Source organism: Enterococcus sp. AZ197, from assembly GCF_050556405.1.
GTDB lineage: Bacteria > Bacillota > Bacilli > Lactobacillales > Enterococcaceae > Enterococcus > Enterococcus faecalis.
This window is the reverse complement of the sequence record NZ_CP187873.1, coordinates 2,677,939-2,700,398: the sequence shown is the minus strand read 5'-3', so window position 1 is coordinate 2,700,398 and position 22,460 is coordinate 2,677,939. Positions and strand designations below refer to the sequence as shown.

The following is a 22,460-nucleotide window of genomic DNA, read 5'->3' as shown; positions in this document are numbered from 1 at the left end:
CTATGACTGATTTTTCGTTATAATTGAAAAAATAATTAAGGAGGAATGAGAATGAAATTAAAAAACGAGCAACAACAATCGTGGCTTAGCTTAGCATTTGTTTGGGCGGGCGCAATGATTAGCGTGCCAGGATTAATTATTGGAGGAACGTTAGTTGCAGGCATGCCTTTATGGGAAGCTTTGTTAACAGGATTTATTGGTTACGGTATTATTGTTATTTTAATGATTTTACAAGGAATTCAAAGTTCCGACTTACAAGAACCTTCTGTCAAAGTCGCTTCTCAAGTGTTTGGCATTCAAGGTTCGCAAAAGATCATTTCTATTATTCTAGCGATTGCTTGCTTAGGTTGGTTTGGTTTGCAAGCCAATGTCAGCGGCGGCGCCTTCACAAACTTTTTAAAAATTTACGGCATTGATTTACCTGTGTCGCTTTCTTCCTTAATCTGGGGAATTATCATGCTTATTTCGGCTCTTTATGGCATAAAAATATTGAAAATTCTGAATTATTTTGCGGTTCCTGTGTTAGTTCTGGTTTGTCTTTATGGCTTGGTGGCTTCGTTAAGAAACAACGGTTGGGCGGCTGTTAGTCAATATACCCCTCAAACAGCAGGAAGCTTTATGTCAGGTCTTTCAATGACTGTCGGTTCTTTTGCATTAGGCGCAGTAATTGCTGGAGATTACTCTCAATATGTTTCTTCTCGTAAAGATGTGGTCAAAGCGGCCACCTTAGGGATTTTACCGACAGGCTTGTTGATGATTGGCGTTGGTGCGGTCTTGACCATTGCATCGAACACCGCAGATATCACGGAAATTTTTATGAATCTCGGTTTTCCAGTTTTAGGAATTATTGCGCTAATTTTAGCAACTTGGACCACGAATGCCGTGAATGCTTTTTCTGGCGGACTGGCCTTGATTAATGTCTTTGATATTCCAAAAGAAAAAGAAAAAGTCGCTGTCGGTGCGGCCGGCGCCATTGGAACCTTATTAGCAGTTGTGGGGATTTTAAATTACTTTACGCCGATTATGTCCGTCCTTTCTGCGATGGTGCCACCAGTGGCTGGTGTAATGATTGCTGCCTATTGGTTGATTAACAAAGGCGATCGAACCAAATGGCAGCCAACGCCTGGCGTGAATAAATTAGGTGTTTTTTCATGGCTAATTGGTGCTGCAGTGGGGGGCATTCCGGTGATTATGAGTTTCTTTCCCAATGCCCCTCAATTGCCTAACCAACCGCTAATTGGCATTGTTTTATCGTTTGTTATTTATTATTTCGGTGCAAAACGTCAACAGACGAACACCGAATCATTAGAAATGGAATGAAGAAGAGGAGTGTCGGAGAATGCGTTATTTAGATGCAGAAGCAATTGAGAATATAGCTACAGGAGCAGCGTTTTTAGGGACAGGAGGTGGCGGTGATCCCTACATTGGTAAAATGATGGCTTTGTCCGCCATCGAAGAAAACGGACCTGTCAAACTGGTTTCTCCAGAAGAGATAGCTGCGGAGGATTTTTTCCTACCAGCCGCAATGATGGGTGCCCCATCTGTCGCAATTGAAAAATTTCCCAAAGGCGACGAATTCGTCCGTGTCTTTGAGAAGTTAGGAAAATATTTAGACCAAGAAACGATTGCGGGAACCTTTCCAATGGAAGCTGGGGGCGTCAATTCAATGATTCCAATTGTTGTTGCAGCGAAGCTAGGCATTCCCTTGGTGGATTGTGATGGTATGGGTCGGGCCTTTCCAGAATTGCCTATGGTAACGTTCCATTTGAATGGGATGTCAGCGACCCCTATGGCAATTACCGATGAAAAAGGAAATATCGGCATTATGGAAACGATTGATAATACTTGGACAGAACGTCTTGCTCGTGTTCAAACGGTTGAAATGGGCGCCAGTGCTTTAGTGAGCATTTATCCCGCGACAGGCAAACAATTACAAGACTATGGTATTCACAACATCGTGACATTATCAGAAGAAATTGGCAAAGTGATTCGAGGTACCTATGCAGATGAACAAGAAAAACGCCAAGCATTAGTAGAAGTTACGGATGGCTTTGAATTGTTCCAAGGAAAAATTCTAGATGTGGAACGAGAAGTAAAAGGTGGCTTCAATTTGGGACGTGTCAAATTGAGTGGCTTAAACAGTGATGCTGGTTCAGAAGCAGTCGTCCATTTTCAAAATGAAAATTTAATTGCCGAGAAAGATGGTCAGGTGATTGCGATGACGCCTGATTTGATTTGTATGGTAGATTTAGAAACTTTAACGCCTGTGACAACAGAAAGCTTGAAATACGGCAAACGTGTCCAAGTAATGGGCTTGAAAGCGAATGCCGCTTGGCGAACGAAAAAAGGTATCGAAACAGTGGGTCCTCGGTATTTCGGCTACGAAATGGATTATCAACCACTAGAAAACTTAGTAGCGAAGGAGGACAAATAAATGTATAAAATCGGTATCGATGTCGGCGGCACAAATACAGATGCTGTTATTTTAGATCATCAATTAAACTTGATTCATTCAGTGAAAGTTCCAACAACCGATGATATTCAAACAGGGATTGCCGGTGCCTTAAATAAAGTCTTGGCAGAATCAGCAGTGGACCCAACCAAAGTCACACATGCAATGTTGGGCACGACCCAATGTACGAATGCCATTGTTGAGCGAAAAAAATTAGCAAAAGTTGGGGTCCTTCGTTTGGGCTATCCAGCAACCGCTTCGGTCTTGCCTTACACAGCTTGGCCCGAGGATTTAGTGGCCACTCTTTCAGAAACGTATGCTTTAGCACATGGCGGTTACGAATATGATGGACAACCATTGACTGCACTGGACGAAGAAGAATTACGTGGAATTTTGGCCTCTTGGCGAGGAGAAGTAGAGGCAATCGCAGTAATTGGCGTTTTTTCTTCTTTAAAAAATGACCAAGAATTGTTTGTTCAAGCACTTGCTAAGGAAGTGTTAGGGGCAGATGTTCCTGTATCTTGCTCCTCAATGATTGGGTCTGTCGGTTTAATTGAACGGGAAAATGCGACAATTTTGAATGCTGCGTTGCACAAAGTAATTAAAGTGACCAGCGAAGGCTTTGAACAAGCCTTAGAACAAGAAAAAATTCATCACGCCCAAGTGTACTTATGTCAAAATGATGGTACGTTAATGTCGTTAACGTATGCCAAACAGTTTCCTATTTTAACCATTGCTTGTGGACCAACCAATAGTATTCGTGGCGCTTCATACTTAGCTGGCTTGAAAGATGCGGTTGTTTTAGATGTTGGTGGCACAACGTCCGACATTGGCGTGTTAGTGGATGGCTTTCCAAGAGAATCTTCACTGGCCGTTGATGTTGGCGGGGTACGGACCAATTTTAGAATGCCAGATATCGTGTCAATCGGTGTCGGCGGCGGCAGTCTAGTGCGTGAACAACCAGATGGTTCTGTGACAGTTGGCCCCGATAGTGTCGGCTACCGTATTACACAAGAGGCCCTTGTTTTTGGCGGCACACAATTAACGACCACTGATATCGCGGTTCGCTTAGGCCATGCCCAAGTCGGTGATCCTAGCAAAGTGGCTCATTTAGACCAAGCGTTTGCGGAAAAAGTGTACCTAAAAATTGGCGAATTGGTCAGTGAAGCGATTGATCGCATGAAGACCAGTTCCGCAGACGTGACGGTCGTTTTAGTTGGTGGTGGGAGTATTATCATCCCCGAAGAATTGACAGGCGTTAAAGCGCTAATTCGCAACGAAAACGGAGCAGTGGCGAATGCCATCGGTGCCTCTATCGCTCAGATTAGCGGACAATACGAACAAATTTATGTCTATTCAAAAATCCAACGGGACGCGGCGTTGGTCGATGCCCAAGAAAAAGCCGTCCAACAAGCCGAACTTGCGGGTGCAGTCCCTGGCACAATCGAGTTAGTCGAGGTGGAAGAAACACCACTCGCCTATCATCCAGAAAATGCAACCCGCTTACGAGTAAAAGTGGTTGGGAACATGTATTAAAAGAAAGGAAATCCTCTGGCATATGAGGGTTTCCTTTTTGTGCTATAGTAAAAGAAGGAGGAATAACTATGGCTAAATTATTCGCCTACCAAATTGGTCAAAACCCTCGTATTCAAACGGACCTTTTGGTAGATCCTCAGCTGTTTGAAGATGAGCATGGCTGTATGGGTGCAGTGGGCTTCGGGTTAGCAGATTGTGTTCAAACCGGAATGTTTACAGATATTGAAGTGATAAAACGGTATCTTCACGAAGCAACCTACGTTTTTATTAATGGTGACTTTGACCGACTAAGTTATTTAGAAATTGGGATTGCACTTTCCTTAGGCAAAACACTTTACGTCATTACAATGAACCCAAACGTAACGAAAGAAGATTTAGGAATTCCCTTCGACAATGCTACGATTGAATTCCTTTCCCCCAGTGCTTTTACGGAACGAATCCATGAAACAGAAGCAGCAGAAAACTAAACAAAAGTAAGTAATACGACTGTCTTTTTTTGCTATTTTTTGCGATAATAAGGGAGAAAGTTCAAATTGAAAGGGAGCCAGAATAAATGAAAACCTATGATTATATTGTTATTGGTGGCGGTAGTGGCGGGATTGCTTCTGCTAACCGCGCAGGAATGCACGGAGCCAACGTCCTTTTAATTGAGGGCAACGAAATTGGTGGGACCTGTGTCAACGTTGGTTGTGTGCCTAAAAAAGTCATGTGGCAAGCCAGCAGCATGATGGAAATGATGGAAAGAGACACAGCAGGCTACGGGTTTGATGTTGAAATCAAAAATTTTAGCTTTAAACAATTAGTTGAAAATCGTGAAAAATATATTGACTTCTTACATGGTGCGTATAATCGTGGTTTAGACAGTAACAACATTGAACGTATCCATGGTTACGCTACGTTTACTGGGGAGCAAACAATTGAAGTCAATGGGACAGAATATACGGCGCCGCACATTTTAATCGCGACAGGTGGTCGTCCGAAAAAACTAGGGATTCCAGGAGAAGAATATGCCTTAGATTCAAACGGCTTCTTTGCGTTAGAAGAAATGCCAAAACGTGTGGTCTTTGTCGGTGCGGGTTATATCGCAGCCGAATTAGCAGGAACCTTACATGGCTTAGGCGCAGAAACACATTGGGCCTTCCGTCATGAACGACCATTACGAAGCTTTGATGACATGCTTTCTGAAAAAGTCGTAGAACGCTATCAAGAAATGGGCATGCAAATTCATCCGAATGCAACACCAGCTAAAATTGAAAAAACGGCGCAGAATGAGTACGTTATTACATTTGAAAATGGTGAATCAATCACGACAGATGCCGTGATTTTCGGGACAGGCCGTCAGCCGAACACGGATCAATTAGGCTTAGAAAATACGAAAGTAGCCCTTGATGAAAAAGGCTACGTCAAAGTAGATAAATTCCAAAATACCACGCAAAATGGCATCTACGCAGTCGGCGATGTCATTGGGAAAATCGACTTAACGCCAGTTGCGATTGCCGCTGGTCGGCGCTTGTCTGAACGCTTATTTAACGGACAAACCGATTTATATTTGGATTATAACTTGGTACCAACGGTGGTCTTTACCCATCCACCAGTTGCGACAATTGGCTTGACGGAAAAAGCAGCGCTTGAAGAATATGGTGAAGACCAAGTGAAAATCTATCGCTCTAGCTTTACGCCAATGTATTTCGCTTTAGGAGAATACCGTCAAAAATGCGACATGAAATTAATCTGTGTCGGCAAAGAAGAAAAAATTGTCGGTTTGCATGGCATCGGCATCGGTGTTGACGAAATGCTACAAGGCTTTGCAGTCGCTATTAAAATGGGCGCGACCAAAGCTGATTTTGATAATACTGTTGCGATTCATCCAACAGGCTCAGAAGAATTTGTAACAATGCGATAAAAGGCGAATAAACCCCAAAAAAGAGCGTTGCATCAGCAACGCTCTTTTTTGAATACACGAGTTATACTATTTGATTCGTAAAAAGTAATTTTTTATATCATACCAATAACCACTTTTCCATCTTTTAACTACTGACTTTTCCAAGAAATATGCTATGATTAAAAAAATCAGCAAAACAGAGGGTAGGGAGTTAGAGGATGGATAAAATTAGAATCAACAACTTGAAATTTTTCACAAAAAATGGTGTTTTGGCAGAAGAAAAACGTCTAGGACAGCAAGTAGAAATCGACCTTGAAATGCAGTTGTCGTTAGCTGAGGCAGGGCGAACAGATGATGTCACTCAAACTGTCAATTATGCCGAAGTGAATGAATTGATTGCCCAACGAGTAAACAATCACTCGTACGATTTAATCGAAGGGTTAGCGAGTGCTATTTTAGATGATATTTCCGCAGATTATCAAGAACAATTGAAAAAAATTATCATTAAAATTAGAAAATATAGTGTGCCGATGCCCGGCCTTTTTGACAATATTGAAATTGAAATGGAGCGAGAAGTATAGATGATTGGCTATGTAGCATTAGGTAGTAACGTCGGCGATCCATACGCAAATTTAGTGAAAGCCCGCAATTATTTAAACGAAGACCCGCAGATTCAGGTCGTGGCTTCTTCAAAACTTTATGAAACGGATCCTTACGGCTATACAGACCAAGATGATTTTTTGAACGCCGTATTGAAAATTGATACTAGCTATACCGCTGAAGAGTTATTGGCTGTTACCCAAGGGATTGAGCAAGTAATGAAACGTAAAAAATTAATTCACTGGGGTCCGCGGATTATTGATATTGATATTTTATTATTAGGGGAACAGTCAGTCGCGTTGCCCCACTTACAAGTTCCTCATCAAGAATTAACAAAACGGTCATTTGTTTTGATTCCCTTAAGTGATGTTTACGCAGAGGAACAACTATTGGGCGCGCCAATAGCTACGTGGATTCAGCGCAGTGGCAATCAAGAAGAAGTGCGAGTAAGCGAAAAGGAATGGTAGAGATGGAGCAGGAAAAACAAGCGCAAATTGAGCAGGCAGTTATCACAATCTTAGAAGCGGTGGGGGAAGATACTCAACGGGCAGGACTCATTGATACACCCAAACGCGTAGCTAAAATGTATGCAGAAGTTTTTGGTGGATTAACCGAACCTGAATTTCACGATTATAAATTATTTGATAGCTTAAATGAAGGCGAAATGGTTCTAGTAAAAGATATTGCCTTTTATTCAATGTGTGAACACCATTTATTGCCATTTTATGGAAAAGTACATGTCGCTTATCTGCCAGAAGGTGGCAAAGTATTGGGACTAAGCAAGTTACCAAGATTAGTAGAACATTGTGCCAAACGTCCCACAGTTCAAGAAGATTTAACAGTGACAATTGCCCGCAAACTCCAAGAAAATATTCCCGTCAAAGGCATTGCAGTAGCCATTGAAGCGGAACATATGTGTATGACGATGCGCGGCGTGAAAACACCACAAAGTAGCACCAAAACATTTCAATTTACCGGACTATTTAAAGAACAAGAGTGGAAAAATCAATTTTTAATGGAGATACGTTAGAAAATGGAAATCATTGTTGGCACGAATAACCAAGGTAAGTTAAAAGAAATGCAATCAGGACTTAAGGACCCCGCTATTCAACTTGTCTCTTATCGAAAGTATACAACCAGTCAAGAACAACCTGCAGAAACTGGCACTACGTATGCTGAAAATGCTTATCTAAAAGCTCGCTTTTTCCAACAATTAATTGGCCGCCCAGTGTTAGGTGATGATGGCGGCTTAACGTTAACTGCTTTTCCTGATTTATTAGGTATTCATACAAGCCGCTTTTTCCATTCAGCCAATCCGGAAGAACAGAACCGCGAACTGTTGCACTTATTTGAAGGGCAACAGTCGACCCGAGAGTTAACCTTATCAGCCACGTTGGTCTATGTACTCGATGACGACAAACTGTTGCAAACGGAAGCCACTTTGACTGGTGAATTAGTTGAACCGCGCGGTACAGGTGGTTATGGCTTTGATCCGATTATTTATTTACCAGATCGAGGCAAAACCTTAGCGGAGTTGTCCACGAGTGAACGAATGAAGATAAGTCCTAGAATGCGGGCTTTACGAAAGATGATTCAGCAGATGAAGGAGCAATGTGACAATGATTGATTTAAAAAAGAATTACCAAATTATGGGGATTGTCAACACGACCCCCGACTCTTTTTCTGATGGCGGTAGCTACACAACGGTCGACGTGGCCTATCAACATGCGCTTCATCTACTAGAAGCGGGGGCCGATATTTTAGACATTGGCGGCCAATCCACACGTCCTGGCTACGAAGAAGTTTCTCCACAAGTTGAGGCAGACCGAGTATTACCGTTAATTAAAAAAATACGTGAGACTTCTCTAGCGCCGATTTCTGTGGATACCTACTATCCCGAAGTAGCAGAAGCCGCGATCCAAGCTGGCGCCACAATGATTAATGACATCAAAGGATTAGACACTCCGGGGATGGCAGAAGTCCTCGCACAATATCCTGAAGTCCAAGTTGTGATTATGCATTCCAGAAAACACCAATCCCTTTCTTTAAAAGAAGAGTTGCACCAATTTTATACAGAAAAAATTGAACAATGCCAAAAATATGGGCTTTCCTTAGAAAAAATTTGTTTTGATCCAGGGATTGGCTTTCATAAAACTGTCGCAGAAAACCTTCAACTGTTAAAAGATCCTAACGCCTTTCGCTACCAAGATTATCCGTTACTATACGGCGTTTCTCGCAAACGAACTATTGGCGCTTTAACGAACGAACCAGAACCAGCCAACCGTGATTTTGGCTCAGCCGCTGCTTCCTTGTATGCAGCACAACAAGGCGTAGAAATTTTACGTGTTCATAATGTCCAAGGCTTAAAACAAACATTTGATGTCTGGCGAGCATTGTCGGAGAAGGAGTAAAGGCGGAGCAATAGACTAAACAGACCGACCATCAAAAAAGATGGTCGGTCTGTTTAGTCTAAAAAATTTTAGTTGGCTGAATCGTTTTATCCCAGTAAACGGTGCACGATTTTTATTACAAAAGAAAGCGTATTCTAGGAAGGTACAAATGTGTTATACTACACAAGTAGGAAGTTTATGACGGTGGCAATTTCTCAAAAAAAGGGGGACTGCCAATGTTTTTGCTTGTTTGCTCTTTCCCTAGAAAGGAATAGTAGTGACTGTCTTTGAAGCATTGATGCTTGCGATTGCTTTCGCAACATTAATTGTCAAAATCAGTAATAAAAACGACAAAAAATAAACCCGTCATAACTTTTAGCGAAGATTGACGGGTTTATTTATCCACAATTAAAGCTACCGTCTTAAACGGTCTACCCGAGAGCGTATGTCTAGTACGCTCTCTTCGTGTTTATTATACCAAGGTATCACCTAAAAAGCTAGCCGCTAAATCCTCAATAGGATCCAGCGGCTTTTTTAATTTTCTCTTGTCAAAATCGTTTGTGTAATTTCATACAATTGTTCTTTCGCTTGGGCCTTTGTTTCAGGAAGTTTGCTGATTTCTTTCAGCGCTTTTTCTGTGTAATGAGTGGCTAATTCTTGGGCCTTTTCTACGCCACCTAGTTCATGGACAAGACGATAAATTTCCTGTGTTTCTTCATCGGTCAAGGCTTCTTTTTTCATTAAAAGTGGCAACAAGACTTCACGATTGGCTTCAAGTGCATAAATCAAGGGCAAAGAATACACGCCTTGACGTACGTCTTCTAAGACGGGTTTGCCGATAGCATCGGCAGTTTGTGTATAGTCCAAAATATCATCAATAATTTGAAAAGCCAGTCCGATATTTTCGCCGATTTCACCACAACGTTTGGCAAAACGTTGGGAGGTGCCACTTTCATAGGCACCGACAAAACAACTTAGCGCAAACAATTCCGCTGTTTTCCCAGAAATGTTTTTTAAATATTGGTCAATCGTTACCTCGAAATTATAGCGATTGTCCATTTGACCAAGCTCACCAGTCAGGACTTTTTCCATACTGCGCGAATTTAATTGAATGCTTTTTAATGAAGAAGAATAATCAGATAAGAGCTTGAAACAGCAAACAAAAAGATAATCGCCTGTATACACGGCTGTGCTATTTCCAAAGCGCGAACGCAATGTTGGCAAGCCACGACGCGTATCGGCTTCGTCGACAATATCGTCGTGAACTAACGTGGCGGTATGCAGTAATTCAATGGAAGCCGCTAACGCTGTCGCCTTTTTAGGGTCCCGCTGTTCACCAAAATAAGAGAACAACAGTTGGTAGGCTGGACGTAGCAATTTGCCGCCAGAATGAATCATGTCATGGACAGCAGCTTGAATCTCGTGATTATCGATTTGAACCGCTTGTTCCATCAAGCGAAGAGTAGTTGTTAATTCTTTTGATAACGTAGGATAGGTATTCCACATAGGATGTATATTCATAAGATGACTCCTTTAATTGTGGCGGACAGGTTTTCAATTAGAAAAATTGACTCCACTTATGTTTCGTTGTTTGTTCATAATTCAGTTGGAATTTTCGTAACGTCTGGACATGTTGTAGTAAATAATTAGCGGCAATCCCAATGGCAATCCCTGAGAGTAACCCAAACAGAGATAAAAATGGTAAGTACAGCATCGGCGCCCACGAATGAGCAAAGAAAGAGGTCGTTAGCAACTGACCAACGTTGTGTAAGAAACCACCAACGGCACTAATCCCAATAATGCTGACCCGTTTTGGCCCCAGCTGCTTGACAAGCAACATGCCGAAATAACTTAATAAGGCACCACTGGCACTATAGAAAAAGGTCGAAAGTGTGCCGCCCAGTAATGTCGTTAAAATCAAACGTAAACAGACCAGGAAAAAACTATCACGCTTACGCATGGTGAAAATCGCAATAATGGTAATTAAATTTGCTAGACCGAGCTTTGCCCCAGGAGCAAATGCGAAAGGGTAAGGAATCATATTTTCGATTAAGCCAATAATGACCCCTTGGGCAACGAGCATAGCAATATAAATATTCTTGTGTAATTTGCTCATAGTTGTCGTGCTTAATAAATTAAGCTACCGTCTTCACTCCCATCAGAAGCTTCCACGGTGATAAACAAATTGTGGGGTAGACAGGCAATCGGGGTTTCACCAGGTTTGGAAATCCAGCCTCGTCGAACATCCACTAAGTCAGCACAGTTGGCTTCCTTCACGCGGATACGATCACCATCTACTTCAATCAGGTTGTAATCACCGTCTTTTGCTTCGTATTTATATGTATAATGCGGGCCGTCCTTTTTTAAGTCAAAGACTTTGATTACTTTGTTGTCTACTTTCAAGACTGCTTGATACGTAGCCGCTTCTTGACCACTGTTTTGCATGGCAAAAACAACAAGGGGCAGAAAAGAACCAAGAACTAAAACAGCAATAATAATAACGTCCCATGTTTTCAAGCGACTTTTCTTAATGAATTCTTTGATCGTCATTTTCTTCTCTCTCCTTTGGTGTTTTTTTCTTGTCTATCATAACACAGTGAACGAGCTTGGAACAAAAATTATTTTGAATTTTTGTTCCAAGCTCAAAAACTGATAAACGGCGGGAACAGAACCAACACTACGCGTTGCTCCGATCTCAACAACTTCTAAGGTGTTTTCTCGACATGCGTCTCGTCACAGTACAGCCTTCAAAAGAGCTACAGCTCTAAGAGTTGCGATGTTTCACTGTGAAGCATGAACAGATGAAATCATCGTACCTACTTGGTGAAGGTCCTTCGGAAATAAGCCGAAATTGTTGAGAATCACGAAGAACGTAGTGATTCGATGATGAACAATACCTACTTGGTCTCCAAAAATTAAAGAGCACCGGGTAGGTATCATGCAACATCAACTCGTTCCTCGTTGTATTTTATGACAATTTTCGGAAATTTCTTCTTATTGCTGAGAAACACTATTTGCAAAGCAAATAGATGTTGAACAGTACCTACTTGGTTCTCGGAGCTAAACGATTCTGTCCCGACCTCAGTTGAGCCACCATATTATATAAAAGAAAATATGTGGGACAAAAGTCATGCTTGACTGCTGTCCCACATACTAAATCCTATGATAGTCAGCTGGAGACATGTGTCTCAGCTTTTGCTCGTAGTTGTCAATCGATTATCGATTGCTTACTTACCGCCGTATCTAGCTTTCGGGGTACCATACCACGCTTTACCAAGTTTGCGTTGAATCCATGGAATTACCCAGCGGTCTAAACCGACAGCACGGCCTGAACCGTTCATCAAAGCAAAAGCGACAAAGATAAACCAGATATTTACCCAATAGAACATGCCAGATAAACAGAAGGCAATTGTTAAACCAATTGTAGCAGCACTTGATAACCAAGTGAATAAACCAGCAATCAATGCTAAAGCAATACATACTTCAACGATTGTCATGAATTTTTGCATGAACAAAGCAACTTCTTGGTTTGGCATCATAAATTTCATTACGCTTTCGAACCATTTAGGCATGTGATCAAACACTTGCATTGGTGTTTCGCCGTAAGCGTAGCTTAAACCAAAGTGCGCTGCTTGTGTTGCCGCATCGGCACCACCGCTTGCCGCCGCATCCGCCGCACCACTTGCAGCAGTTGTTGCTGTTTCAGTTGCTTGAGAAGCACCTGTTGTTACTTGTTCTTGTAACCAAGGGAATGGGAAAACGACTTTATCTGTGAACCAAGAACCGTCACCAAACCAAGTGCTTGGTTTCAAGTAATCGCCGTTGCCGACAATTTTCTTCATTGATTCGACTAACCAAACCATACCATAGAAAACACGTAGCGGAACACTCCACAAGACATTGCCGTAACGAGACGTATGTCCGCGAGCAACAGAACGATCATCTTTAATATGGAAGATTTCGTGCATAATGTATTGGAACATATAGTAACCAGAACGAATATCAAAGAAGTATTTCAAGTTAACGATATGTTTCATAATGATGGCTAAGAAACCACTCAAATGAATTTTATCGAATAAGTTGGCAACGCCCCATTTCGCGCCGATGGAAACCATGAATCCTTGGTAGTTTCCTTTAAAGGCATGTTTTTCGCCACCTTTAATATCTGCAACGATGTTGGCAGCTGCAGTATGACCTGTTTGTTCAGCCGCTTGAACGATTTGAGGAGTTGGTGTATTTGGTGTTTCTTCGTAATAAACCAAGTCACCAATGATATAAATGTTTTTGTCTTCGTAACCTTTTGCTTGCATGTATTCATTCGCAACTAAACGACTACCACGGGCTGCTTCTAAACCAAAGTCAGCGGCATCAGAAGTTGCTTTCACACCAGCTGTCCAGATTAACGTATGCGTTGGTACTTCAGAACCATCTTTTAATTTAATGTGATCTGCTGCAACTTCAACGATTGGTGAGTTCAATAATAATTGAACATTTTTCTTTTCTAGATAACGTTCTGCTTTGGCAGCATCGTTACGAGATAACATGTTTAAGATGGTTGGCATTGCTTCAACAACCATTAATGTAATTTCGTCTGGATCAATTTTGGCATCTTTCGCTAAACGATCTTTCCAGTCGATTAATTCGCCGACCATTTCGATCCCAGTAAAACCAGAACCACAGACAACGAATGTTAACATTGCTTTGCGTACTTCAGCATCTGGTTCGATGGCTGCTTTAGCAACGGTTGCTTCAATGTGATGACGAATTTTCACTGCATCATCAAATGACCATAAGGTGAAACCATTTTCTTTCACGCCTGGTGTTCCAAAGTCGTTTGGTTCGCCACCCATACCCAGAATTAACTGGTCAAATGGATAAGAACCTGCTAAAGTTTTCACAACTTTGTTTTCTTTGTCGATCCCAGTAACAGTATCTGTTACCAATTTTACGTTTTTCTTGCGTGAGAACAAACGTTGTAAGTCGTATTGAATTGCTTCTGGTTCAACACGTCCGCCTGCTACTTCATGCAATTCGGTCATCATAGTGTGGTAAGAATGGCGATCAATCAATGTGATTGTTACGTCCGTATCTTTTTTAAATTTCTTTGCTAGAAATTTAGTAGCTGAAACGCCAGCATACCCAGCACCTACAACGACAATATTTTGCTTTGTCATTGACAATCCGCTCCTTAATATTGTAAGTAGTAAAATAGTGATAATGATTAATAAGTACACAATCGACTAACATTATATAAGTATTTCACGAATTTGTCTAATATAAATTTTAATTGTCAACAAATTTACTCCAACGATGAGTTTTTGATGAAAAAAAGACCGAAATGTAAATATTTTTAGGGGATGGTCTTGACAACGTTTTTAAAACCATTATAATGTGTAATGTATCACAAACTTTTGATGTTTGTGAAAATCATGAAAGAAAAGGTGACTATCAATGAAAGTGAATAAATTTGTTAAAGGTTTTGCGGCAATTGCATTATCAAGTTTAGTCTTAGCAGCATGTGGCGCAGACAAGAAAGACAACACAACGAACTCTTCTAGCGCAGCATCTTCAGAAACGAAAAAATCAACTGAATCATCAGCACCAGCGAAAAAAGTTGCCGGTGGCGATTTAAAAGATGGTACGTATAAATTAGAAGAAAAAAATGAAAAAAATGGTTACCGTGCAGTCTTTGAAATGACTGTAAAAGACGGCAAAATCACTGAATCTAAATATGACAACATCAATGCTGACGGCAAATCTAAAACAGAAGACACTAAGTATGAAGAAAGCATGAAAGCAAAATCTGGTGTTGGACCAAAAGAATACATCAAACAATTAAACGATTCTTTTGTTAAAGCACAAAGCGCAAGCGGTGTGGAAGTAGTAACTGGTGCGACTCATTCATCTGAATCATTCCAAAACTACGCACAACAATTAATCCAAGCAGCACAAGCTGGTAACACAGACACAATCGAAATCGACAATGGGGCAACATTGAAAGATGGTACGTACTCATTGAAAGAAAAAAATGACTCAAACGGCTACCACACAACATTCTCAATGACTGTGAAAGATGGTAAAGTGACTGAATCTAACTACGATAACGTGAACGCTGACGGCAAATCTAAAAAAGATGACACTGAATACGAAAGCAAAATGAAAGACGTTGCTGGCGTTGGACCAAAAGAATATATCGAAACATTAAACAAAGAATTTGTTAAAGCAATGGGCGAAGAAGACGGCTCACCTGCAGGTGTTGAAGTGGTAACTGGTGCAACACACAGCACACATTCATTCATCAACTACGCACAACAATTAGTGAACGCTGCTGAAAAAGGCGACACAACTGAAATCGTTGTTGACAACATCGTAACAAAATAAGTAATAATAAATGAATCGTGAAGTAGTTCCTGAAACGCTTTTCAGCAATTACTTGACACCATTGAGGGGTTGGGAAAAAGTCGGTTGGCTGACTTTCCCGCCCCTTTTTCTTCGCTAGTTCTGTCCATCATTTCACAAATTTTTTCACAGAAATTTGTGAATTTCCAAGAGAAAGACTTTTCATTTTTTCCAAAAAAGGCTACTATGCAAGAGAACTTATTTTTTAATTAAAGAAGGAAAGAAGAGGGAATCCTATGAAAAAGAAACTTCTGCTCATGGTGAGTGTTCTAGCAGTGCTGTTTGTGGCAGCTGCTTGTTCCTCAAAACCAGAAGCGAAAATTAATACAGAACCATACTCTGACCGTCAAACAATGCTTGGTACCTACGTTCAAATTCGCATCTACGATGATGGCAAAGAAGACGTCTTACCGAAAGCCTTTGCCCGTGTCAAAGAACTAGGCGATAAAATCACCGTCAACCAACCAGGTTCAGAAATTGATGAAATCAACCAAGAAGCAGGCGTAAAACCAGTCAAAGTCTCAGATGACCTGTATCCTTTGTTGAAAAAAGCCTATGAATACAGCAAAGACTCCCGCGGCGGCTTCGACATGGCAATTGGCCCAATCACTTCTATGTGGCACATTGGCTTCGATGATGCCCGCAAACCAAGCCAAGCCGAAATTGATCAAGCCTTGAAACTCGTTGATTACACGAAAGTCAAATTCAACGACAAAGAGCAAACCGTTTACCTTGAAGAAAAAGGCATGCAATTGGATTTAGGCGCAATTGCCAAAGGCTTCATCACCGATGAAGTCGTGAAAGTTCTGAAAGATAACGGCGTCACTACCGCTATTGTCGATTTAGGCGGGAATGTTTACGTCTTAGGACACAGCCCACGTGGCAAAGACATGGACTGGACAGTCGGCATTCAAGATCCGAATAAAGCCCGCAACACAGTCTTAGGTCAAGTCAAAGAAAGCAACAAAACCTTAGTCACATCAGGAATTTATGAACGCTACTTAAAAGTCGATGGCAAAACATACCACCATCTCTTTGATCGTGAAACTGGCTATCCGTTTGATAACGACATCGCGGGTGTCACCATTATCACCGACAAATCCATCGATGGTGATGGTCTCTCAACAGCCGTCTTCTCAATGGGCGTCAAAAAAGGACTAGAATATGTCGAAAGTCTGAAAGGAACCGATGCCATTTTCGTCACAAAAGACGACAAAGTCTACATCAGCAAAGATATCGAAGGCAACTTTGAAATCGGCAAAGACTCTGGCTATACGATGGGGAATCGGGCCGATTTGAAATAAGGAGCGACTAAAAATGTCTTTAAATGTGTTTTTAAAAGTAGTGGAAATTCAGACGAAGCTTGCCAGTCTCTTTCCCTTCATTATCGGGGTCTTGTTTTCAATGACCTATTTCGGGGAAGTTCAGTGGGGCAACACGCTGGTTTTCTTCATTGGCATGGTGGTCTTTGATATGGCCACCACCGCCATTAACAATTACATGGACTTCAAAAAAGCCAAATCTGACGTCTATAAATATGAAGAAAATATTATCGGACAATCAGGCGTTTCACCACAACTGGTCCGCAACATGATTTTCGCCATGATTGCCTTCACTGCCGTTGTGGGTGCTTACTTAACGGTTCAAACAGGCTGGCTCTTCCTCGTATTAGGCGGGATTTGCTGCTTCATCGGTATTTTCTACACGTATGGACCGATTCCGTTATCCCGCATGCCCTTGGGGGAAATTTTCAGTGGCTTCACGATGGGCTTAGGCATCTTCGTCTTAACCGTTTACTTGAACGTCGTCACCAATCCGCCGTTTTACTTAACGGTCGATTTTGCTAGCGGCGCCTTTCGCTTAGACGGCAATCTCTGGGCGGTGCTTGCGATTGTCGTGGCGTCCTTGCCCTTGGTCTGTTCGATTGCTAACATCATGCTCGCCAACAATTTACGGGACTTAGACACGGATATTGAGAACCACCGTTATACATTAGTCTATTATATCGGGCGCCCAGTAGGGATTGTGCTGTTTCAAGTGTTAGCGCTAGCTGGTTATCTGGTGATTTTATTTGGCTTCATTAGTGGTATTTATCAATGGCCAGTGTTAATTACATTTGCTACTTTGCCTGTCATTTGGAAAAATATTCAAACGTTTAAACAAGAATTGCCGCAGCCGAAAAGTTTCCGTCATTCCATTAAAAACTTAATGGTTTTCAATGGCACCTATGCCTTAGGACTATTAATTAGTGCGTTGCTTGGCTAGATTCTTAAAAAAGTAGAGAAAATACGAAAAAAATACTGTTTTTTTTCAAGCGACTTCTTCAAAAGTGTTACACAAAGCTCAAAAAGTTAGTATCAATTACTAACTTTTTGAGCTTTTCTCGTTAAATGGCTAGAAACCTTAAACTTTTGTCGGGGATTTTTGATAAAAATTGACTAAAATCGCCTTTTTTTAGTAACGATTATTAAATAACGGGCGTTGTAAACCGTAGTATAACAAGAACTTTCAAAATTTTCGCAAGAGGTGCGAAAAAAACGTCAATTCCTAAGGGGGGGTTCTTTGTTATTATAGAGGTATGAAAAAAGGTTGTTACACATTCCTTGTATAAAAGAGCAACGAATACAAGTGAATCTAAAGGAGGTTTTTAAATGAAAAAAAAGCGTTATTTAATGATTGTGTGTCTACTATCTTCTCCTAGTTTTTTTATAAATGTTGAAGCATCTGATGGTGGTTCTAGTTCGGTGGGGATTGAATTTTACCAAAATCCGAGAACACCCGCTCCTAAAGATGCCCCACCGAAAACAGATGCGCCAGCTGCTGATCCCAAGGAACCAGCTGGTCCTCCGCAAGGAGATCAACGAAGTGGTGGTTCGACACAGACCACCACAACTGGCTCGCAGCTCCCTCGTACAGGGAGCAAGAGTCAGGCAAATCTTAGCATTCTCGGCTTAGCCTTAATCGGCTTGGCGGGAATGGTACATAGAAAGAAGGGACGACATGAAGCAAACTAAGTGGCAACGATTAGCAACCATTGGCTTGTGTAGTTCTTTAGTGATTAACGCCTTTTCTGGCGTGACCGCAGTTGCGGAAACCATCACGATTGAAAGTAGTCCGACAGTAGCAAGTAGTGTGAAAGAAGAGACACCAGCAAGTAGCGTTAAGAAAGAAACAACGAAAGCCAGTACACAAAATAGTCAAGTAACAACTGATACGAGTCAGGAAGAGGAAACGAAAGAAGCGGAGAAACAAGTAGAAACAGAAGTACCAACGGAAACGCCAGAGGTGAGAACAGATACCACAGAACAACCTGCAGAAAAGAGTAATGAAAATGACCGACAAAAGAGTATTTCACCACGTTGGGTGCCGAATAATCAAGTGATTTATCCGAGAATGATCTTTGGCTTTACTGATGAAACAGGAAAAGCTTTTGCTGATGAAAACTTAACGTTGTCAGGGACGTATTATAAATTAACACGTCACACGGCAACTAGTCAGTGGCAACCATACGCTGCTAGATATCCAATTGTTTCTTCTAATGCAGGTGGTGGTCAATATCGAGTATCTGTCAATGCAGCGGTTCCTATGCCGTACGATTTTCTCACAAATTTACCAGCAGGTTACCTTTATAATATATACGCAATTGAACAATTAAAGATTGATAACACACTAAAGTATGTCGACAGTATTGTTGCCCCGCCTAGTATTATAAACAGGACTAGATACAGTGAGCAACAAACATCTGAAGCAGCTCAATTTGGTAACTATATTACAAGTAGTTTGACTCAGAGGGATAGAACATTTTCTAAAAATAGTGCAAATATCTTTTCTCTAAATTCATTAGCTTTGGCTCCATCAACGGCTGACATATTAACGATGCTGCGCACAGGTTCTATAGAACGTGGACCAATACTATATGGTTTTGATGGCACTACCACGTACCGAGAAACACTTAATTACGTAGTCACTCGGAAACAAGTCACCGAAAAGTTCGTAGATGCTAACGGCGTAGCCATTACACCGCCAACAGGTTTTACCCAAAACAAGAAAACACCAATGACCAGCAATAACTATACATTCAAACAAGCTGGCACCTTGCCAGACACTTACAAAGCAAGCAACGGCAAAACCTACAAGTTCAAAGGTTGGTACAAAGGAAAAACCAAGCCAAACACCTTGACCACGACTAAAGCACCAAGCTATGCGGTGACTTATAACGATAATGATGATTTGAATGTGGTGTATGAGGAGATTGAAGCTTTTGATTTCCCAGCGCTGACCTATCAATTCGGGTTCGTGGACGAGTCTGGCAAACGAGTAGATGCTTCAACGATTAAACTAACCTATGACACTTGGTTTGGAGAGGGACAGTCAACCGCAAATGTGCCTAGTGATTGGAAAACAATCAGCCTAGAAAAAGGTAAAGTGGCACCCACCAAAAATAATTTAAAAGAGATAGCTTATCCTGCTCAATCTTTTGAAATAGTAAGTGGAAAATCTTCACAATATAGTGCGGCTAATTTAACGTTTACACCGCCAAGATACTATGAAAAAATGAGTGTTTATAACAAGAGTGGTGGATTTGATACAGCCTATCCATTGCCGACTGTTCAAGAGCATCACACCACCCCCGCATCCCCTATATTATTAACTGAAGATGCGAATAAAAGCCTTTCTCAGCGGTTTGACCTAAAGAAAAATGGTCTCCAATCGTTTATTTTTAACAGATCAACTGAGGCTGCTTCAATAGATGTTCAAGTCCCTTCTTACTTGAGAGCTGTGGTTAGAAATCCTGATGAAATTTCAGATAAAGCATTCTATTATACAATCGATAAACCAATCTATTACTATCTAACCAACCGCCGTGTCACCGAAAACTTCGTAGACACCAATGGCGCTAAAATCACGCCGCCAACAGGATTCACGCAAGGGAAACAAACAGTAATTAACAGTGACCCATACACCTTTAAACAAAGTGGCACCTTGCCAGATACGTATCAAGCAGACGGCAAAACCTATAAGTTCAAAGGTTGGTACAAAGGCAAGTCCATAATTAACACATTGACAACTACCAAAGCACCAAGCTATGCGGTGACGTATGATGATAATGACGATTTGAATGTTGTGTACGAAGAAGTAACAGAAACAGCTGTTTATCCAGGATTCTATGCGCAATTTGTTGATGAACAAGGCAAAGCTTTTACTAATCCGCTAACTTTTTCTGGAAATTATACTGAGTATCTCAGAAAGACAGGTACCACTGTTTTTGAAACGAAGGGCGCCTTTTATCCAATGACAGGTAAGCGCGATACAACAGTGACAAATAAGTATAAGATTGAAACAACGAGTAGTGTTGCAGTACCGAATAATTATTGGACAGCCATGCCTGCTGACATTGTTAATAGAGGGTACGCATTAAATAACTTAGCTATTACCAATCAAATGAAATATGTTGACAAGATAGAAACTACTGACACACACATTACAATGTACGATTATACTGGAGTTTCGGACATTGGAGTCAACCTGAATAATACTTCTCAGACAGAATTAAACGCTATTGATAAAACATTTGTTAAGCAAACAGATAACACTTTTGCGATAAAATCAATTTGGGGAAATGGAACGTTTTCGCATATAGTTCCTGCAATGTTATTGTTAGCAAGCAATAGCAGTAAGCCAAGATTATTTGGATTTGATGGTACTACAGACTATAAACATACGATGAATTACACAGTCACCCGTAAACAAGTCACCGAAAACTTCGTGGACACCAACGGCACTAAAATCACGCCACCAACAGGCTTCACGCAGGGGAACCAGATTCCCATGACGAGCAACACTTTCAAGTATACGAGCGCAAGAGCCTTACCAGCTAGTTATACAACAGGCGGTAAAACTTACATTTTCCAAGGCTGGTACAAAGGCAAAACGAAGCCTAATACTTTAACAACCAGCACTACGCCAACATACAATACAACCTTTGATGGCAATGACGACATGACGGCAATGTATAAGGAAGAAGTGCCCAAAGCAAGTGTCGCTTTAACTCGTACTACCGCTGAAACCGTGACTAGCGGCGGCAATGTCACCTGGCGTGCCACAATTACCAATACAAGCCAAGCGCCACTAACCACGGCGACCATCAAGAAATCAACCGCTTGGACAACCGGCTTAGCAGCCCCAACCGCCATGATTGTCACGCCAGCTGGCGGCACCGCGAAAACAGTCCCTGTCACAGCAACTACGTGGACCAATGGTGTTAGCTTAGGCACTGACATTCCCGTAGGAAAATCTGCCACGGTTCAGTTCACTACGAAAGCGACGGGAACAGCGGGGCAAGTCTTGCGCGCTGGGATTACCACCAATGGGAATTACAGTGGTGTTTCTGCTTCGGCCACCGTACGTGTGAAAGACAATGATCAAGCAATTGTGACACCAACGGCTGAAGGCTTCATCAGTGTTCCAACCTTCAATTTTGGTCAGGTTGGGGTAGCGGGAAGCACGCAACAGCATGGCTTGAAGAAAGCCGCTGATTATTATGGCAACGGCACACGCAATCCCTATCTGCGGATCAAGAAAACCCAAGCGAATTGGAGTTTAACGGCGCAACTGTCGCAACCAAAATCAGCGACAGACAGCTTGCCTACAGCGACCCGCTTATTATTAGGGGCGGCGCCTGTCTCTAGCTTCGCCAATTACAACCAACCTACCGAGTTGAAAAATGCGGTCGGTACTACGAGTACCATTAGTTTGAATGCCAACAACACGGCCACTAGGATTATTGCCAACCAGCAATTCACTGGGAGTAATATTTATCAGTTGGACTTCACCTTCAACAATGTCAAACTTGAAGTGCCAGCCAACCAAGGGGTCAAGGGGCAACAATACCAAGCCGCAGTTACGTGGAACTTAGTGACAGGTCCTTAAAATAGTTAAGTTATCATGAAGAAAGCTCAAAATGTTAGTATCAAACACTAACATTTTGAGCTTTTGCTTATAAAGATTAAGGAATTTAGTTGAGAATCAGTAGCAAAATGGCAGAAATTCTTGATTTTTCGCGCATTTTTCTAGTGAAAAAGGACTCTTCTACCTTGGTATAATAGGAATCGTCGGAAAAGTCACTTAGCTGTAGCAAAATTTGAAATTTCAAAGGCACCTTTTTTTGATAGAATGGAGAAAATTAAAAGGTGTACATAGA

Annotated in this window: 19 protein-coding genes; 15 read left to right on the top strand and 4 right to left on the bottom strand. The window is 41.5% G+C overall.

Features of this window, described 5'->3' with window-relative positions:
- The first annotated feature begins 45 nt into the window (after positions 1–45).
- From IGK82_RS12955 to folP, 10 genes are all read left to right on the top strand, one after another.
- Positions 46–1,320, top strand: coding sequence for a cytosine permease (locus IGK82_RS12955; RefSeq protein WP_162491206.1), 1,275 nt, complete (start codon positions 46–48; stop codon positions 1,318–1,320).
- Between the two features lie 19 nt (positions 1,321–1,339).
- Positions 1,340–2,434 carry a DUF917 domain-containing protein gene (locus tag IGK82_RS12950; RefSeq protein WP_002354727.1) on the top strand — a complete coding sequence of 365 codons (1,095 nt, stop codon included), beginning with the start codon at positions 1,340–1,342 and terminating at the stop codon, positions 2,432–2,434.
- Positions 2,435–3,988, top strand: a complete 1,554-nt coding sequence (locus tag IGK82_RS12945) for a hydantoinase/oxoprolinase N-terminal domain-containing protein (protein WP_016622496.1) — start codon at positions 2,435–2,437, stop codon at positions 3,986–3,988. It abuts the gene before it with no gap.
- 68 nt (positions 3,989–4,056) lie between these two features.
- The gene (locus IGK82_RS12940) at positions 4,057–4,455 is read left to right on the top strand and encodes a hypothetical protein (protein WP_002358946.1); all 399 of its coding nucleotides are present in this window, start codon (positions 4,057–4,059) and stop codon (positions 4,453–4,455) included.
- A gap of 86 nt (positions 4,456–4,541) precedes the next feature.
- The gene (gene gor / locus IGK82_RS12935) at positions 4,542–5,891 is read left to right on the top strand and encodes a glutathione-disulfide reductase (protein WP_002354732.1); all 1,350 of its coding nucleotides are present in this window, start codon (positions 4,542–4,544) and stop codon (positions 5,889–5,891) included.
- A gap of 197 nt (positions 5,892–6,088) precedes the next feature.
- Positions 6,089–6,451 (top strand): dihydroneopterin aldolase, encoded by a 363-nt coding sequence (gene folB, locus IGK82_RS12930; RefSeq protein ID WP_002407140.1) that lies wholly within the window; start codon positions 6,089–6,091, stop codon positions 6,449–6,451.
- Positions 6,452–6,937, top strand: a complete 486-nt coding sequence (gene folK / locus IGK82_RS12925; RefSeq protein ID WP_002368519.1) for a 2-amino-4-hydroxy-6-hydroxymethyldihydropteridine diphosphokinase — start codon at positions 6,452–6,454, stop codon at positions 6,935–6,937.
- Entirely contained in the window at positions 6,931–7,500 is a 570-nt protein-coding gene (gene folE, locus IGK82_RS12920; RefSeq protein ID WP_430605123.1) for a GTP cyclohydrolase I FolE, read from the top strand. Before folK ends, folE begins: the two co-directional genes overlap by 7 nt.
- Positions 7,501–7,503: 3 nt before the next feature.
- Positions 7,504–8,097, top strand: coding sequence for a non-canonical purine NTP pyrophosphatase (locus tag IGK82_RS12915; RefSeq protein ID WP_002358949.1), 594 nt, complete (start codon positions 7,504–7,506; stop codon positions 8,095–8,097).
- Positions 8,090–8,881, top strand: coding sequence for a dihydropteroate synthase (gene folP, locus IGK82_RS12910; protein WP_002385125.1), 792 nt, complete (start codon positions 8,090–8,092; stop codon positions 8,879–8,881). The genes IGK82_RS12915 and folP overlap by 8 nt, the downstream gene beginning before the upstream one ends.
- Before the next feature lie 513 nt (positions 8,882–9,394).
- Here the strand turns inward: folP and IGK82_RS12905 are convergent.
- The 4 genes from IGK82_RS12905 to IGK82_RS12890 all read right to left on the bottom strand — a co-directional run bounded on the left by IGK82_RS12905 (position 9,395) and on the right by IGK82_RS12890 (position 14,034).
- Positions 9,395–10,381 carry a polyprenyl synthetase family protein gene (locus IGK82_RS12905; protein ID WP_016622499.1) on the bottom strand — a complete coding sequence of 329 codons (987 nt, stop codon included), beginning with the start codon at positions 10,379–10,381 and terminating at the stop codon, positions 9,395–9,397.
- Between the two features lie 37 nt (positions 10,382–10,418).
- Positions 10,419–10,976, bottom strand: a complete 558-nt coding sequence (locus IGK82_RS12900; RefSeq protein WP_002354743.1) for a Gx transporter family protein — start codon at positions 10,974–10,976, stop codon at positions 10,419–10,421.
- A gap of 11 nt (positions 10,977–10,987) precedes the next feature.
- Positions 10,988–11,410 carry a NusG domain II-containing protein gene (locus tag IGK82_RS12895; protein WP_016622500.1) on the bottom strand — a complete coding sequence of 141 codons (423 nt, stop codon included), beginning with the start codon at positions 11,408–11,410 and terminating at the stop codon, positions 10,988–10,990.
- 677 nt (positions 11,411–12,087) lie between these two features.
- On the bottom strand, positions 12,088–14,034 hold the full coding sequence (locus IGK82_RS12890) for an NAD(P)/FAD-dependent oxidoreductase (protein WP_002354747.1): 1,947 nt from the start codon (positions 14,032–14,034) through the stop codon (positions 12,088–12,090).
- Positions 14,035–14,311: 277 nt separating this feature from the next.
- Between IGK82_RS12890 and pplA the strand changes: the two genes are divergently transcribed.
- The 5 genes from pplA to IGK82_RS12865 all read left to right on the top strand — a co-directional run bounded on the left by pplA (position 14,312) and on the right by IGK82_RS12865 (position 22,189).
- Positions 14,312–15,241 (top strand): extracellular electron transfer flavoprotein PplA, encoded by a 930-nt coding sequence (pplA, locus tag IGK82_RS12885; RefSeq protein WP_002378870.1) that lies wholly within the window; start codon positions 14,312–14,314, stop codon positions 15,239–15,241.
- A 254-nt stretch (positions 15,242–15,495) separates the two neighbouring features.
- Positions 15,496–16,563 (top strand): FAD:protein FMN transferase, encoded by a 1,068-nt coding sequence (locus IGK82_RS12880; protein WP_002354751.1) that lies wholly within the window; start codon positions 15,496–15,498, stop codon positions 16,561–16,563.
- Between the two features lie 13 nt (positions 16,564–16,576).
- Positions 16,577–17,524, top strand: a complete 948-nt coding sequence (gene menA, locus IGK82_RS12875; RefSeq protein WP_002394619.1) for a 1,4-dihydroxy-2-naphthoate polyprenyltransferase — start codon at positions 16,577–16,579, stop codon at positions 17,522–17,524.
- Positions 17,525–17,910: 386 nt separating this feature from the next.
- Positions 17,911–18,273, top strand: coding sequence for an LPXTG cell wall anchor domain-containing protein (locus tag IGK82_RS12870; RefSeq protein WP_002370158.1), 363 nt, complete (start codon positions 17,911–17,913; stop codon positions 18,271–18,273).
- Positions 18,260–22,189, top strand: a complete 3,930-nt coding sequence (locus IGK82_RS12865; RefSeq protein WP_113843977.1) for a WxL domain-containing protein — start codon at positions 18,260–18,262, stop codon at positions 22,187–22,189. Before IGK82_RS12870 ends, IGK82_RS12865 begins: the two co-directional genes overlap by 14 nt.
- Positions 22,190–22,460: the final 271 nt, after the last annotated feature.

Bases quoted from the DNA above. Each gene is read 5' to 3' on its own strand.
- folP (WP_002385125.1), top strand. From the start codon at position 8,090: ATGATTGATTTAAAAAAGAATTACCAAATTATGGGGATTGTCAACACG.
- IGK82_RS12950 (WP_002354727.1), top strand. From the start codon at position 1,340: ATGCGTTATTTAGATGCAGAAGCAATTGAGAATATAGCTACAGGAGCA.
- IGK82_RS12945 (WP_016622496.1), top strand. From the start codon at position 2,435: ATGTATAAAATCGGTATCGATGTCGGCGGCACAAATACAGATGCTGTT.
- IGK82_RS12865 (WP_113843977.1), top strand. From the start codon at position 18,260: ATGAAGCAAACTAAGTGGCAACGATTAGCAACCATTGGCTTGTGTAGT.
- IGK82_RS12955 (WP_162491206.1), top strand. From the start codon at position 46: ATGAGAATGAAATTAAAAAACGAGCAACAACAATCGTGGCTTAGCTTA.
- folK (WP_002368519.1), top strand. From the start codon at position 6,452: ATGATTGGCTATGTAGCATTAGGTAGTAACGTCGGCGATCCATACGCA.
- folE (WP_430605123.1), top strand. From the start codon at position 6,931: ATGGTAGAGATGGAGCAGGAAAAACAAGCGCAAATTGAGCAGGCAGTT.
- IGK82_RS12915 (WP_002358949.1), top strand. From the start codon at position 7,504: ATGGAAATCATTGTTGGCACGAATAACCAAGGTAAGTTAAAAGAAATG.
- menA (WP_002394619.1), top strand. From the start codon at position 16,577: ATGTCTTTAAATGTGTTTTTAAAAGTAGTGGAAATTCAGACGAAGCTT.
- IGK82_RS12895 (WP_016622500.1), bottom strand. From the start codon at position 11,410: ATGACGATCAAAGAATTCATTAAGAAAAGTCGCTTGAAAACATGGGAC.
- IGK82_RS12900 (WP_002354743.1), bottom strand. From the start codon at position 10,976: ATGAGCAAATTACACAAGAATATTTATATTGCTATGCTCGTTGCCCAA.
- IGK82_RS12880 (WP_002354751.1), top strand. From the start codon at position 15,496: ATGAAAAAGAAACTTCTGCTCATGGTGAGTGTTCTAGCAGTGCTGTTT.
- IGK82_RS12870 (WP_002370158.1), top strand. From the start codon at position 17,911: ATGAAAAAAAAGCGTTATTTAATGATTGTGTGTCTACTATCTTCTCCT.
- IGK82_RS12940 (WP_002358946.1), top strand. From the start codon at position 4,057: ATGGCTAAATTATTCGCCTACCAAATTGGTCAAAACCCTCGTATTCAA.
- gor (WP_002354732.1), top strand. From the start codon at position 4,542: ATGAAAACCTATGATTATATTGTTATTGGTGGCGGTAGTGGCGGGATT.
- IGK82_RS12890 (WP_002354747.1), bottom strand. From the start codon at position 14,034: ATGACAAAGCAAAATATTGTCGTTGTAGGTGCTGGGTATGCTGGCGTT.
- IGK82_RS12905 (WP_016622499.1), bottom strand. From the start codon at position 10,381: ATGAATATACATCCTATGTGGAATACCTATCCTACGTTATCAAAAGAA.
- pplA (WP_002378870.1), top strand. From the start codon at position 14,312: ATGAAAGTGAATAAATTTGTTAAAGGTTTTGCGGCAATTGCATTATCA.
- folB (WP_002407140.1), top strand. From the start codon at position 6,089: ATGGATAAAATTAGAATCAACAACTTGAAATTTTTCACAAAAAATGGT.